At 35.8% G+C, this 15,606-nt stretch carries 14 protein-coding genes; 2 read left to right on the top strand and 12 right to left on the bottom strand.

Annotation, left to right across the window (positions count from 1 at the left end; all coding sequences use genetic code 11):
• Positions 1-36: 36 nt before the first annotated feature.
• From HBB17_RS05210 to HBB17_RS05165, 10 genes are all read right to left on the bottom strand, one after another.
• The gene (locus tag HBB17_RS05210; protein ID WP_167956370.1) at positions 37-933 is read right to left on the bottom strand and encodes a metallophosphoesterase; all 897 of its coding nucleotides are present in this window, start codon (positions 931-933) and stop codon (positions 37-39) included.
• A gap of 464 nt (positions 934-1,397) precedes the next feature.
• The gene (gene hisIE / locus HBB17_RS05205; RefSeq protein ID WP_238483676.1) at positions 1,398-2,633 is read right to left on the bottom strand and encodes a bifunctional phosphoribosyl-AMP cyclohydrolase/phosphoribosyl-ATP diphosphatase HisIE; all 1,236 of its coding nucleotides are present in this window, start codon (positions 2,631-2,633) and stop codon (positions 1,398-1,400) included.
• Positions 2,634-2,701: 68 nt separating this feature from the next.
• The gene (gene hisA, locus HBB17_RS05200; RefSeq protein WP_167956366.1) at positions 2,702-3,418 is read right to left on the bottom strand and encodes a 1-(5-phosphoribosyl)-5-[(5-phosphoribosylamino)methylideneamino]imidazole-4-carboxamide isomerase; all 717 of its coding nucleotides are present in this window, start codon (positions 3,416-3,418) and stop codon (positions 2,702-2,704) included.
• A gap of 30 nt (positions 3,419-3,448) precedes the next feature.
• Entirely contained in the window at positions 3,449-4,039 is a 591-nt protein-coding gene (hisB, locus tag HBB17_RS05195; RefSeq protein ID WP_207717320.1) for an imidazoleglycerol-phosphate dehydratase HisB, read from the bottom strand.
• 18 nt (positions 4,040-4,057) lie between these two features.
• Positions 4,058-5,347 carry a histidinol dehydrogenase gene (gene hisD / locus HBB17_RS05190; RefSeq protein WP_167956365.1) on the bottom strand — a complete coding sequence of 430 codons (1,290 nt, stop codon included), beginning with the start codon at positions 5,345-5,347 and terminating at the stop codon, positions 4,058-4,060.
• A 101-nt stretch (positions 5,348-5,448) separates the two neighbouring features.
• Complete coding sequence (gene hisG, locus HBB17_RS05185) at positions 5,449-6,084, bottom strand: ATP phosphoribosyltransferase (RefSeq protein ID WP_167956363.1); 636 nt, start codon at positions 6,082-6,084, stop codon at positions 5,449-5,451.
• 15 nt (positions 6,085-6,099) lie between these two features.
• The gene (gene hisZ, locus HBB17_RS05180) at positions 6,100-7,359 is read right to left on the bottom strand and encodes an ATP phosphoribosyltransferase regulatory subunit (protein WP_167956361.1); all 1,260 of its coding nucleotides are present in this window, start codon (positions 7,357-7,359) and stop codon (positions 6,100-6,102) included.
• Positions 7,360-7,744: 385 nt separating this feature from the next.
• Positions 7,745-8,353 carry an NUDIX hydrolase gene (locus HBB17_RS05175; RefSeq protein WP_167956359.1) on the bottom strand — a complete coding sequence of 203 codons (609 nt, stop codon included), beginning with the start codon at positions 8,351-8,353 and terminating at the stop codon, positions 7,745-7,747.
• 85 nt (positions 8,354-8,438) lie between these two features.
• Complete coding sequence (locus HBB17_RS05170) at positions 8,439-9,962, bottom strand: methyl-accepting chemotaxis protein (RefSeq protein WP_167956358.1); 1,524 nt, start codon at positions 9,960-9,962, stop codon at positions 8,439-8,441.
• Between the two features lie 123 nt (positions 9,963-10,085).
• On the bottom strand, positions 10,086-10,676 hold the full coding sequence (locus HBB17_RS05165; RefSeq protein ID WP_167956357.1) for a TetR/AcrR family transcriptional regulator: 591 nt from the start codon (positions 10,674-10,676) through the stop codon (positions 10,086-10,088).
• 203 nt (positions 10,677-10,879) lie between these two features.
• Here HBB17_RS05165 and HBB17_RS05160 point away from each other — a divergent pair, with 203 nt between their 5' ends.
• Together HBB17_RS05160 and HBB17_RS05155 are read left to right on the top strand one after the other, a co-directional pair.
• Positions 10,880-11,650, top strand: a complete 771-nt coding sequence (locus tag HBB17_RS05160; protein ID WP_167956356.1) for an ABC transporter ATP-binding protein — start codon at positions 10,880-10,882, stop codon at positions 11,648-11,650.
• The gene (locus tag HBB17_RS05155) at positions 11,640-12,671 is read left to right on the top strand and encodes an ABC transporter permease (RefSeq protein ID WP_167956355.1); all 1,032 of its coding nucleotides are present in this window, start codon (positions 11,640-11,642) and stop codon (positions 12,669-12,671) included. The genes HBB17_RS05160 and HBB17_RS05155 overlap by 11 nt, the downstream gene beginning before the upstream one ends.
• 55 nt (positions 12,672-12,726) lie before the next feature.
• Here HBB17_RS05155 and HBB17_RS05150 read toward each other — a convergent pair whose 3' ends face one another.
• Positions 12,727-14,430: an ammonium transporter gene (locus HBB17_RS05150; RefSeq protein WP_167956354.1), complete on the bottom strand. Its 1,704-nt coding sequence runs from the start codon at positions 14,428-14,430 to the stop codon at positions 12,727-12,729.
• A 228-nt stretch (positions 14,431-14,658) separates the two neighbouring features.
• Positions 14,659-15,483 (bottom strand): hypothetical protein, encoded by an 825-nt coding sequence (locus tag HBB17_RS05145; protein WP_167956353.1) that lies wholly within the window; start codon positions 15,481-15,483, stop codon positions 14,659-14,661.
• Positions 15,484-15,606 lie beyond the last annotated feature (123 nt).

Below are 15,606 nucleotides of genomic sequence, written 5' to 3'. Positions count from 1 at the left end.
CCTCTATATCTTTTTCGACATATTTGTACGAATTATTTAGTCTTTTTTAAAAAAATTAGCAATTGGCATTCCATCACGTACCAAAATCCGTTTTACACGCATAATCCCTTCCTGATCTGCCTGTATTCTCCATTGTACAAGCATTATTTTTCCATTTTCAATCTCTATTCCTGTAATTCCTTTTGTATGAATGCAGCAGCCACAATTAAAATAAGGAACCTGTACACTCTTTGGAAACTTTAAGCGATGGGTATGTCCACAGATCATTGCAACTTTATGTTTTACAATCCATTTTGAATAATTTTTTTCAATCTTATGTCGTTTGGACTGATTTTTTGCTGGACTTGCAGGGTTACGAAAACCAATAAGATACATGAATTTCCAAAAATACCGCAATGCCAACATAGACGGAATCCAGAATTGGTCATTAAGGAAATCCCCTTGGTGTCCATGAAGAACTAAAATCTCATTCCCTGATTGTTTTTCTTGTAACCGTATAGCTTCAAGAGGTCGTAATCCAACAAATAGTTCTTCTTCTCTTTCATAATACTCGTCATAATAATAGTAGTAATTTTTTTTCACATAATAGGGTTGCTTCATATAAATATTATGGTTGCCATAGAGAATGATTAAACGATTTTCCTGATACAATGCTTTCATTACCGTAAAAATATCTGTATGTGCAGTTCGTATATGTTTAAAACTTCTATGTTGCCATAATTCATCTCCGTCTCCAACTTCAACATAAGTGAACCCTTTGGAATAATAATACTGTAGAGCACTTAACATTAGCGCCTGATTTCTTGCGAATTCATCTGAAATACTATCATCGCCACGATGATGATCACTAAAAAACACCATTTTTGTCTTTTGATCTATGGGAATGCATTTTGCTTTACGATACGCTTCATTTAGACGTTTCTCTGTATTCATGAGTATTCCTTCTTTCAATCAACATACTTTATTATTTCATTCGTCGTTTATACTTAACCTTTACAGTTCCTATCATAGTATTTACGAAAAACAAATCCTTACTCATTGAAATAAACAAAAAAATCTGTGTACAAGACGATTCTCATGTACACAGATTTTTCATTATGCCTATTCACATATATAAGAGACGCAGATTAGCACTTGCTATCTTTTTTCGTTCTTAAAAACTTTCCTAGGAAAATTCCTCCTACTGCAACAGCTGCAAGGAAGATAAATTTTACGATTGCTGTAACTAAATGACCAAGAAATACCATATAATTGCCTCCTTACTGGTGATCCTTTGTTCTACTATTAAGATTATACAATATGTTCGACAAATATACAAATATTTTTTTAAATCATGTTAAATGTCAGAATATTTCTATTACTTTTCACTTTGCTATTCACAATATATCTCAATTATACTAACGTCTATGTGCTAATTCTTTTACTACATCGTTCCAATCCAGACCACACTCTGCCATTAATACCATCATATGATATAAGAAATCAGAAATTTCATATTTAAGTTCTTCCGCATCTGGATTTTTTGCAGCAATTACGATTTCTGTAGCTTCTTCCCCACATTTTTTTAGGATCTTATCAATTCCCTTATCAAACAGATAGTTTGTGTAGGAACCTTCTTTTGGATGCATCTTGCGATCCATGATTACATCATACACTTGAGAGAATACCGTTAGTGGATTGGTATCATCATACTCCCGTTTTACAATTTCTGTATAGAAGCAAGAACGGTTTCCTGTATGACATGCTGCTCCAACTTGTTTTACTTTTGCCAAGATCGTGTCATTATCACAATCAAGATTTAATGCTTTTACATATTGGAAATGTCCTGAAGTTTCTCCCTTACACCACAATTGTTGGCGGCTACGGCTAAAATATGTCATCTTTCCTGTTTTTACAGTCAATTGGAAGGATTCTTCATTCATGTATGCCAACATAAGTACTTCACTTGTCTTGTAGTCTTGTACGATTACCGGAATCAATCCATCTGCATTCAATTTGAAATCAGTGAATGATACCGTACTCTCAAATGTATTCACCGGAATATTTTTCTCTTTTAAAGCATATTTGGCTTTCATGATATCTTTTTTCTCAAAATAGTTGGTCGATACAGCAAATACATTATCTACACTAGCGAGATCTTCTAGATCATTTCGAGTAAAACTATCACGAATCATGACAGGTAATGGGCAGGAAGCAATCTCAGCTGCTAATTCTGATGTCATCGTAAGGTGCTTAAGCATGATACCATAAACACCACACTCTAAAAGTTGCTTCACAAATCCTTCTTGTCGAAATTGCTTAATCGTATCTACTTCTACTAACACTTTGTCTTTTCCAAAACGATCGGTTGCTTCTTTAATTACATTGTAGTCTTCCACGCAGGAATGTTTCACCATTACATAGCTTGCTCCCGTGTAAAGTGCTTTCTTTACATCTTCAAACCTTTTTACTGATAAACCTAGGATAAAAGGAATATCTACTGCTTTTGCAACTTCCTTTGCCATGCGAAGTAGCTCTTCCTTTGAATAATCGTCTGTTGAATAATCAAACAGGAATAATTCATCTGCCCCTTCTGTAGCATAATGTTCTGCTGTTGTTAATACATTCGCAGCAACTTCATTCTCTATATTCATATATGGAATAATTTTTTTACTTACCATATTCATTACCAGTCCTTTCAAAAGTCTGTGGCGTTGCTTTATTATTCAAACAAACGAATTGCTTCATCAAGTTGAATGCGATTCTCATACAATGCTTTTCCTATGATCGCACCATGTACATGAATCTGATTTACAGACTCTAAGTCTTTCAATGAGGAGACTCCACCAGAAGCAATGATCTCTAATTCAGTCGCTTCAACCATCTCTTTTGTACATTCAATATTTGGTCCCTGTAGCATACCATCTTTGGCAATATCCGTATATACGATTGTTTTAACGCCTAATTCTTTCATGTTCATTGCCAATGTAACCGCATTGTAATTGCTCACTTTTTCCCAGCCTTCAATGGCTACCATACCATTCTTTGCATCAATTCCAACAACAATTCGATCTCTACCAAAGGTGTTGATTGCTTCTTTTATAAATACAGGATTTTCTACTGCTTTTGTTCCAATAATTACACGATTGACGCCAAGATTCATTTTATTCTCAATATCTTTGATGGTACGAATACCACCTCCAACCTGAACAGGAATGGATACTGCATTTGTAATTTCTTTGATCACATCTTCATTAACTCCATGTCCATGCAATGCTCCATCAAGATCAACCAGATGAATGAATGTAGCCCCCATATCTTCCCATTGCATTGCAACTTTTACTGGTGAGTTTGAATAGATCTCTTGATCATGAAATTGTCCTTGTCTTAATCGAACACATTGTCCATTTCTTATATCAATTGCTGGATATAGTTGCATACTTTTCCTCCTTGTCATCAAATCCTTTTCTTATAGTGCACCTTTTGTGGATAACACATCGGTAATCCTATCATCGTATTTTGTTGCTTCGTCAAGTGCTTTTGCAAATGCCTTAAAAGCAGCTTCAATAATATGATGATTGTTGCTGCCATCTAATTGTTTGATGTGTAAGTTCATACCTGCTGAATACGAAACGGCATAGAAAAACTCTTTTACCAATTCCGTATCCAAGTAACCCACACGGTCTGTTGTTAAGTCAAGATTATATACAAAATATGGTCTTCCAGAAAGATCAAGGGAACACAACATCAACGTTTCGTCCATAGGAAGGATAACAGAACCATAGCGTTTGATTCCTTTTTTTTCACCAATTGCCTCTTTAATTGCCTGACCAAGTACAATTCCTGTATCTTCTACTGTATGATGTCCATCTACATAGAGATCACCTTTTACCTGAAGATCCAGATCCATAAATCCATGTCTTGAAAAGCTGTTTAACATATGGTCAAAAAAGCCGATACCAGTATCTATATTGGTTATTCCTGAACCATCAATATCTAGTACCAATTGGATGTCCGTCTCTTTTGTCTTTCGGTTGATCTTTGAAGTTCTGTTAATCATACACACCTTCCTCTCTTCTTACTCAAAACGAACGGCAATGGAATTCGCATGTGCCGTTAATTGCTCTTCCGTAGCAAATTTGATGATATCTTTGTGTATTGGCTCTAACGCTTCTCTGGAATAGGAAATGATACTTGATTTCTTAATATAATCATCAACACTAAGAGGTGAGAAGAATTTGGCAGTTCCATTGGTTGGTAATACATGGTTTGGACCAGCGAAATAATCACCTAATGGTTCACTGCTATAGCTACCAAGGAAGATTGCACCTGCATTACGAATCTTCGTCATTGTGTTGAATGGGTCCTTTGTTACAATTTCTAGATGTTCAGAAGCGATTTCATTGACTACTTCAATGGCTTCCTCCATCGTTTCCGCTAATAATATGTATCCATAATTATCAAGAGATTTCTGAATAATCTCTTTTCTCGATAGTTTCTTTACGAATTCTTCCACTTCTTTTGAAACCTGTTCTGCAAGTTCTTTGCTTGTTGTCACTAAGATTGCAGATGCAAGTTCATCATGTTCTGCTTGTGATAATAAATCAGCTGCAACGAACCTTGGATTGGCAGTTTCATCTGCTAACACAAGAATCTCACTAGGTCCTGCAATGGAATCGATACTTACATAGCCAAATACTGCCTTTTTTGCTAATGCAACATAGATATTCCCAGGTCCTACAATCTTACATACTTTTTTAATGCTTTCCGTTCCATAAGCAAGTGCACCAATTGCCTGTGCCCCACCTACTTTATATACTTCTGTAACACCCGCTTCTTTTGCTGCTACTAAGGTATTGGGATTTACTTTTCCATCTTTTCCAGGTGGCGTTACCATAACAATTCGTTCTACCCCAGCAACTTGAGCAGGAATAACACACATTAAGACAGAAGAAGGATATGCTGCTTTCCCTCCTGGAACATATACACCAACACTTTCCAAAGCTGTTACTTTTTGTCCTAGTATGGTTCCCTCTGGTGTTGAATCAAACCAGCTATATTGTTTTTGTTTTTCATGATAATCTCGTATATTAACGATTGCTTTGCGAATGACATCTAATAGAGAAGGATCAACAGTAGCATATGCCTCCTCAATTTCTTTCTCAGTCACCTGAATGGTCTCTTTGTTGCTCTCACAACCATCAAAACGTTTCGTATATTCAAAGATGGCTTCGTCCTTTTTTGTTCTGACATCTTGTAAGATTGCATTGACACGACCAGCATATTCTTCATATTGGCTAGGACTTCTTTGTAATAGATTTTCTAGTATATTATTCTTTGATTGTTCATCTACTTTTACAATTCTCATTCCATTCTCTCCTTCTGCATCTTCTATACAAGCTTTTTTTATATTCTACATCGTTTTTCTTTAAAATCATAGCAGAAAATACCTAAAACACCTTCGGATTATTACATAATATCTTTTAATTGGGTAATTAATTGTTGAATTCGCTCATGTTCCATCTTCATACTCACTTGATTTACCACCATACGTGCTGATAATGGACAGATCTCTTCCAACACTTCCAATCCATTTTCTCGTAATGTGGAACCAGTTTCTACAATATCAACAATCACTTCCGATAAGCCAACAATTGGTGCTAATTCGATGGATCCATTCAATTTAATGATTTCAACTGTCTGATGTTTCTTGTTATAAAAATAATCCTTTGCAATGTTTGGGTATTTGGTTGCTACACGAATCAGTTCTCCATGCTGTAACAATTCCTTTGCAGATGCAGGACCAGCAACACACATTCTGCATTTACCAAGTCCAAGATCAATTACTTCATAAAGTTTTCGTCCCTCTTCCATTATAGTATCTTTTCCTACAACACCAATATCAGCAGCACCATATTCTACATAAGTTGGTACATCTGTTGCTTTTGCAAGGAAAAAACGTAATTTTAATTCTTCATTTACAAATATTAGTTTTCTTGAGTCAGGATCTTTCATCTCCTCACAAGTGATCCCAATCTGTTCTAAGATTCCTAATGTTTTTTTCGCTAACCGGCCTTTTGCTAAGGCAAATGTTAAATATCTCATATCCATTCTCCTACTCTATTGAATCAAGTCTGACATCTTCACCACATTTGTAACATTTTCTTTTCGATTGATCACTTGAATGGTCTCCTGGTTTTCCATCATTAATATTCCACCAATACCAATCCGCGATGCGTATTCTTTGTAGTCTTCTACCGTATACCCTGGCTTAACACAAAGCATCTCTATGTTCATTCCATTCTTTCTAAAATATCCTGCTAATGTGATTGCAGATTTCCGAAACTCTTCCTTATACAAGATCAACGTATTATTCTCTGCCAGTTCAATTTCAATCTTTTGTCTGGATAATGCATTCATTAATTGGTCGACTACGATTGCAACTCCAATTGCTGCGGAATCCTTACCAAATTGACATACCAATTTGTCATAACGACCACCTGTAACAATGGCATCACCTGTACCATATGTAAATCCACGGAAAATAACTCCTGTATAATAATTGTATTTGCTCAACATACCAAGGTCAAATGTTACATAATCCCCAAGTCCATACAGATTAAGAATTTCATAAACCTCTTTCAAACGTTCAATGGCTTTTTGTGCTTTCTGATTTGATGTCATCTTCTTCGCATAATTTAGAATCTCTTCATTACCGAACAATTCTGGTAATTTGAACAACACTTCTTTTAAATTATTGTCGATATTTTTATTGGATACCAGTTCTTCCACACCGAATAAATTCTTATCTTCAATAGCCGCCCGTAATTGTTCAATCTCATCTTCTTCAAAACAAGCTTCTTCGACTAATCCTCGGAAGAAATCTACATGTCCAACCTCTAACTGAAATTCTTTCAATCCAACCTTCTTTAAACATTCAATGGACAAGGCAATCATCTGCGCATCTGCATCTACCGATGAGTCATTCACTAGTTCCGCACCTAACTGTGTCGTTTCCTTCAATTTTCCTTGGTAACTACTATTATTGATAAAAGTACTTCCCATATAGCATAGTCGAATCGGAAGATTTTCTTCTCGATAATATTTTGCTACACATCTTGCTATTGCAGGTGTCATATCCGGACGTAATGCCAATGTATTCCCTTCTCGATCAAAGAATTTGTACATCTCTTTGGAAGCAATTGTTCCACGTTCCTTGTTAAATATATCAAAGAATTCAAACGTTGGTGTCTGAATATCTTTAAATCCATATAACTTTAAGATTTCATGCATGCGTTCTTGCAAGATGAGCTTCTTCTCACATTCTCCATTATATATGTCTCGAACACCTTCTGGCGTATGTAATAACTTATCAATCATAATCAAACACCCTTTCTAAACCTGTTCTATCTTACGAATTCTACTCGAATTCAAGTTCCTGTTCTTTCTTGGTTTATACTTTCTTGTATCATACTTTATTGCTTTAAAGTGATAATTCGCTACCTGAGTAAATCTTAGTCTATTATAATCGATACTTTTTATTATGTCAATCACTTTCTTGGTTGCAATTCCATACTTCCTATCCCTGATCCCATTGTATATGAATGTGTACAAACGTGAATTAACAAAAAAACAACGGAAAATCAATACCGTTGTTTTTTTGATGAATCAATTACTTCTATCCAATCATTGTCTCTGGCTATTGATAGGAGCATTCATTCTATTGTATCTTATGAAACTTTTCTGTAATTCTCAACTTGTAAAATCATTTTAAAAATGCAAATGGTTCTTCCGTATCATGAATAAAATGCATTAACATATAAGCACATATGATTGCCACATTTTCTTCCTTTAAGATTCGTTTGCACTCTTCTCGGTCCGCTAAGATCACCTGAATATCTTCTGCTGCTTCCTGGTGTCGATTTGTAGGTTCTCCACTAAGATAACCATAAACAGTTGCACAGGATTCGTCCGTCATACCAATCGTAGTGAAATATGCTTTCTGATATTCCTGACTACAAGGAACAGGGGTGAGTGTTAATCCTGTTTCTTCATACATTTCTCTAACAGCAGCTTGCTGTACGTCTTCTCCTGGTTCTACCAAACCTGCTGGGAATTCATATATGTAATCATTGATGGGATAGCGAAATTGTTTCACAAGTGCTACCTTGTCTTTCTTTTCCCCATATAATCCATAGATTGCAACCCCGTCTGGAGAATTCTTACCTGTAGATATCTTCAAATCTTCTATCTTTTCTGATCGAGAAGCTAGAAAATATGGCGAAATTCTGCCATCTCTATGTTCTGCTTCTAATTCATACAAATTAAGAAAACGATTGGATGTTTGCATTTTTATATGATTTACTTTACTCATGTTGACCTCCCAAAATTGATTCTTACAATGTGAAAAATGATTTTTCCGTCTTGTATCATAATAGTATTCTTCTTCCACGAATAAGTCAATCTTGTTCATTTTTTTCGAGTAAGTATTTGTCGATTTCACCGATTGAGGATAATACGTTGCTGAATTTTTCTTTTACTTTTCTAGTACTTTCTTCATTATGATGCGTCGTATTCGCTGATTCTTCTGCACTTGCATTTACTTCTTCACTAGTAGCAGATAATTGATTGATATTATCAACGATATTGTCATTGGCACTCTTTAAATTTGAGATCATCTGATCCATGATACGAACCTGTTCTACTAATATGCCAACTTGGTGATCAATTGTTTCAAAGCTTTCGGAAGCTTGTACAACGAGAGTATTCTGTCTAGACGTTGCTTCTAAAGAATCATTTACACGTTGTGCCGAATCATGCGCATTCTGTTCCAATTCTCCAATCAACGCTGCGATTTCTTCCGTTGATTTTCTAGTCTGTTCTGCAAGTAAACGGATCTGTTCCGCTACAACAGCAAAGCCTTTGCCTGCTTCTCCTGCTCTTGCACTCTCAATGGATGCATTCAAGGCAAGAAGATTCGTTTGATTGGAGATACCAAAGATTAATTTGGCGATTTCTTTAACTTCCTGCATCTTCCCTTGCAAACGTTCCATAGAATCTGTTACTGATGCATTGGTATCTCCAATGATCATTACCTGATCTTTCATATCCTTTACAACTGCTAAACTATCCGCAACCACTTCTTTTGATTGGCTTGTCGCTTCTAACATTTCTTTTGAAACATGGGATGTTTTCTCAATCGTTTCTTGAATATTTTGTGTCATGAGGGTTTGTTCTTCAATACTTGTTGCAGTCATTTTCGTACTTTCCAAGATTTCATCCATTGCATTCGAAACAAAACGTGATGAATTCTCTAATTCATTCATTTCATCATTAAGGCGTTTTGCTTCTTCATTAACGGTTACAGAAATGTTAAGAACATCCTCTAATATAAGTTTTTGTAAACCTTCTTTATCTTTTGCCGCATGAACTGCATCATGATTGTATTGAACAGAAATTCTTCCTGCTATCATAATAATAATACCTGTTAACCCTGCAATCCCACAAGACATAATAGTCGTTGTCAATTCTTCCGGATATTGTCCCATTACACCGAGCAAGATTCGTATGCTACTTACTAGTGTAATAGCAGAAGTCAATATTGTCAGAAACTTCTTATCAAAATAGAGCAATGTTCCAATTGCAATTGGAAATGCATGCATCACAACAAAGGAATTATTAGCTGTAATCACCAGATAAATATACGCAAAAGTATACATTGCATTTGGAATTACGATTAATTTTCTGTATTGGTTATCTTTTATGTATAACCCCCAACCAATAGCAACACTTATTGCCATTAACACGGATGGAAGAAGGACTTTAATTGGTCGTTCAACAGAACCAGAACCTAATTGCACCATCATCCCTCCAGCAACAATTACAGACATAACGGTTAAGATCAATAAACTAATTTTATTATTGAGCTGGATTCTTTTCTCTTTTGTATCAAATTTTCTTTCTTTTACTGTTACTGTTTTCACGCTTGCGTGTACCTCCATATTTCTTCATAAATAGTACTGAATGCTAATAATAACATTATTATCTACTGATTTCAACTAAACATTTGCTAATTTAACAGATAATAGCCTTGCATCCTATTATTATCACTTCTTTCGTTCAAGACTTTTAAATGTTGTTACTGGTCCCTCTTGGTTTACTCTCACCATGATATTGGCCAGCTGCTCAATCTGAATTTCTTGATTGTTTTCCAACCAAAACAAAACTAATCCAATCTGAGCATGTGCCATATACGTTATAATACACTCCTCTTCTTTTGAAAGATTGTTTGGAGATAACCCTAGATGGGATAAGGCATACGACATCGCATACTGTTTTGCGCACTCTAGTACCTTACGATTTGGTCTCTGAAGAAAGAATAACTCCAATAATACTTTATTGTCTTTATAAAATGCCAACAACTGTTCAACATACATGGGAAGGTCACTCTGTAAAACTCCATTAATAATTTGTTGGATTGCTCGTTGGATCCGTTCAACAAATTGCTGTTCTAATGATTCCAAAAGCTCATAGATATCTTGAAAGTAATAGTAAAACGTCCCTCGGTTTACACCTGCTTTTTTCGTGATTGCCTGAATCGTAATCTTCTCTAAGCGCTCCTCCCGATATAGTTCGATAAATGCTTTTATGATTGCTTGTTTTGTTTCCTCACTGGTATGTTCTGCTTTTCTCGCCATCTTAATTTCCTCCCTTTGCATGAATTAATAGGAATCCTGAATCCAACATTTTTTCAAATATTGTTTGTTTTATTAAGGTGTATTCTACCGTATACTATTCTATGTTGCAACACCATGTTGGATTAATTAGATGTTGGATTGATACAAAACGTTGAAACAACGATCTTCCAATAAAAATCCATTAGAAAGGACAGGTGACTATTATGATAAACAACTCTTCAACAAGTTCCACATCTGGCATAACAATTGAATCCGTAAAGAAATCGTTTGGTAGAAAAACCATCTTATCCGATATCTCACTTAATATCGGACGCGGCATGATCTATGGCTTATTGGGTCCTTCTGGTTGTGGAAAATCTACTTTAGTTAAGATGATCGCTGGAATCAGTAATCCAGACTGTGGTCGAATTACTATATTAGGCAAAGAAATGCCAGATTTTTCATGTATGCAGCAAGTTGGCTATATGGCGCAATCTGCTGCACTCTATCCAACTTTAAGTGCTTATGAGAATCTTGATTTCTTTGGTTCTCTCTATATTCCAAGTCGATCTCTTCGAAAAGAGCGAATCCATGAAGTTGCTTCCCTCGTAAACTTGACCGCTGATCTAAAAAAACCGATATCAGCATTCTCAGGAGGAATGAAACAACGATTGTCTTTAGCAATTACTCTTTTACCAAAACCAGCTGTTTTGTTATTAGATGAACCAACAGTAGGAATTGATCCGCTTCTTCGTCAGGCAATCTGGAAACAGCTACGTCTCTTACGTGATGAAGGTGTTACCATTCTAGTAACCACACATGTAATGGACGAAGTAAATCAATGTGATGAATTAACCATGCTGCGAGAAGGGTCGATCCTAATTTCTGGTTCCGTTAAGTCCATAATAATAGCTGCTGGAACTACAACGATGGAAGAAGCATTTGTACATTTTAGCGAAAAACAAGAGAATGGAGGGTATTCTTATGCGAATTAAAGCAATTACCAAACGAATCATACTACAAATGTTTCATGACAAACGTACGCTGGCTCTGATCTTATTCGCACCGATTCTGGTTCTTACCTTAATCTATTTCATTTTAAATTCAGAGAACAAAGAATACACCATTGGTATCATACAGGCACCAGAAGGTGTTGTTCAAACTTTACAAGATCAAACAGATTATACAATTAATATAAAAGAGATTGCACCTGATGCGATAGAAAACGCACTAAATGAAGAAACGATTGACGCTGCAATTGATGCATCTTCTGATTCTGTTACATTATACTTATTAGGGGTAGATTCCTCCGTTTCTAGCCGAATACAACAACTGGTAAAAAGGGCTTTTGAACAGCAAGTACAAGCACCCGCAAGTCATTCCATGCATTTTGAAATACATTATGAAGTAGGGGATGCAACTAGCAGTCTTTTTGACAAATTCGGTACACAATTAATTGGGATTATCGTATATTTCTTCGTATTCTTGATCGCCGGAATTCAATTCTTATCCGAGCGTACTTCTGGAACACTAGAGAAATTACTATCCACGCCCATGCGACGTTATGAGATCATCATGGGTTATCTTGCAGGATTTGGTATCATAGCAATTTTGCAATCATCCTTGATCACATTTTTTGTTGTTTATGTACTTGGACTTCCTAGTCATGGAAACATCTGGCTTGTCTTACTCATCACCTTACTTACCGCCATACATGCATTAAGCCTAGGTATACTTTTATCGACTATAGCAAACAGTGAGTTTCAGATGGTGCAATTTATTCCCATCATCATCCTTCCTCAGATTTTCCTATGTGGATTATTCCAGATATCTGGTTTATTCAGCAAGTTTGGTTACATCATGCCACTCCACTACACATCACATGCCATGATTGAAGTTATGATGAAAGGAAATGGACTTTCTTCCATCAAGTTTGACCTTCTCTACTTTACTGTTAGCCTCCTCTTCTTTATCTGGCTGAACATGCAGTTACTAAAAAAGCAAAGAAAACTTTAAAAAGATCTTCCAAAACAGGCATCCCAATTACCTGTTTTGGAAGATCTAACTTTACTTATTCTTCATCTTGAAGCGCTTCATATCCATGTTCATTGGTTCGAATCTTAATAACGTCTTCTACATCATAGACAAAAATCTTACCATCACCAATTTTGCCCGTATATAGAGCTTTTTGAATCGTTTCAACGATCACTTTGGTAGGAATTTTGCATATTACTACATCAATCTTTAGTTTTGGCAATAATCTTGTATCAACCGGTGCTCCACGAAAATACGTTTGATGACCTTTTTGCATACCATGACCAAATACATTGGTTACCGTCAAACCAGTGACACCAAGTTTCTCCAATGCATCCTGCAATTCGGTGAATTTGGTTTGATTGGTTATAATCGTAACCTTCGTCATCTTAGAATCTGATTGCTTGTAGTCGACAACTGGTACTGCTTCTGTTTTTGAAACAAGGCTCCTTGGAAGTGAATCTTCTGATTCCATAGAAACTGTTGTAAAATCAGGATATGCAAGATTCCCATGTTCTCCAATATCCAAACCAGCAATTTCTTCTTCTGGTGTAACACGAATACCTATTGTTTTCTTCAAAACCGTCCATATGATAGAAGAAGAAAGGAATACAAAGGCTCCCACAGCCAATATTCCAACGATTTCAATACCTAACAACGTAAATCCACCGCCATAGAACAGTCCATTTTTTGTTGCAAGTGTTGTTACTCCTTCTTTTGCAAAAAGTCCTACAAATATCGTTCCTAATATTCCACAACATAGATGAACAGAAGTCGCACCCACTGGATCATCAATGTGAATTCGATCAAAGAATAATACAGAAAATACAACTACAACACCAACAATTGCACCAATTAACATAGCTACTTCAATCGTGACATACGCACAACTACCTGTGATTCCAACAAGTCCCGCCAGACAACCATTAATCGTCATTCCTAAATCCGGTTTTCCAATGATAATCCATGATGCTATGGTTGATGTAATCACAGCAGCGATTGCAGCTGTATTTGTTGTCATTAAGATATGCATTACATCAGAAGGATTTTGAAAGCTCATTGTAGAACCTGGGTTAAATCCAAACCAACCCAACCATAAAACAAATAAACCAATTACCGCAAGTGACATATTATGACCTGGTATTGCTTTTGCTTTTCCATGTTTATCGTATTTCCCAATTCTTGGTCCCAAAATCCAAGCACCTGATAAAGCAGCCCAGCCACCAACAGAATGAACTACAGTATCACCAGCGAAATCAAGGAAACCAAGCTTTGCTAACCAACCACCTCCCCAAATCCAATGACCAACAATTGGATATACAACTAGTGTTAGAACCAATGAAAACAAAATAAATGAAATGTATTTCACTCGTTCTGCTACAGCACCTGAAACAATTGTTGCAGCCGTTCCACAAAACACAAGTTGAAAAAAGAATTTTCCCCAAAACGGTACATTGGTGGTTAATGTATTATCGTAAAACGATAGATCTACATTACCTAAAACAAATACATGTTGCGTACCTATTAATGGATTATCTCCTCCAAACATCAACCCCCAACCAAGGAACAAAAAACCAAACGAGGAAATAGCAAACACGATAAAATTCTTGGACAAGATATTAACTGTATTCTTTGCTCTTGCAAATCCTGCTTCCACTGCTGCAAATCCTAAATTCATAAAGAAAACAAGAATTGCAGCAAGAAACACCCACATTGTATCAATAATCATCGAATTACCCATAAAAAAGCACCTCCATATGATTAACTCAAACAGCAGTACGATTATGTTCGAATAACTGCAGATTTTGAGCGATTGTACAAAAAAAGAGCAAAGATGTTCGTTCGAACATCTTTGCTCTTTCTTTATAACAACATAGTAACAGACCATTTTCTGATAGTCAATACAAATATGGAATTTTCTTCCTTCTTAGCGCTATCTTTATGCAAATGCATATTCCTACTCATCTATTTATCCTGCTAAATACTTATACACATTTTTAAAGTATGCTTTCTCATAGTAAGGATCGACGCGTACATATCCTTTTTTCTTACCATACTTGAAGTAACCATAGATCTTATCCCCTTTGGTCACGATGCTAATTAACTGTACCTTCTTCCCAGCACCAACTTTGAAAGCCGTTGTCTTATTCCCTACTTTTGTTGTAAAAGTAAGTTTCTTATTCGTAACGAAAGATGAGACAGAACGATCTGGTATCCCACTTTTTACTTTATGTACATGACTCTTTAATGTAACCTTGGTTCCATCAACAATATAGGTGGAATTCCATAAAATTGAAGCAAGTTGATTTGGCTGTGCTTCGCAACGTACAATAATCTTTCCTTCTTTTGCAGAAGTTATTTCACAACCTCTTATTCCTGACTCAACACTCTTAAAATCAACAGCCTCAATTAATTTGTCTTCTTTTAGATACAGCAATTTGTTGATCAACAAAATATCATTATCTGTTTCTTGGCTCAAATTAATAAAAACCTGATCACCACAAGTAACGAATTTCATATTAATTCCATAACCATAGGCTTCCGTATCAGTGGTATACTTCTTTTTTCCATCAATATAGACTTCTCCATATACGTTATCCGGAGAATCCTCCTGTGTGACATGTTTTAACTTTACTTTTTCTTTTACTCCATCTTGATCAAGGTCGATCTTGTAAGTTTTCCCTTCTTTTGCATCCGTAATGGTTTTTGCTTTCGCTGATACAGTGAAGCAAACAGCCAGTGAAAGCATCAAGGTCACCTTTGATACATACTGAAATATTCCTTTCTTTTTCATTTTTTCACCTTTCCTTCTATACGATATGTTTTTGGCTTATGAGCCCTCCATACTATAGAAGATCTTTGTGTCAAATTTACGACATATTATACATATAATGTTAATATTGTGTAAAGATACCTA

The organism is Anaerosporobacter faecicola (assembly GCF_012070565.1).
GTDB lineage: Bacteria > Bacillota > Clostridia > Lachnospirales > Lachnospiraceae > Anaerosporobacter > Anaerosporobacter faecicola.
This window is presented reverse-complemented; position numbering and strand designations above follow the sequence as displayed.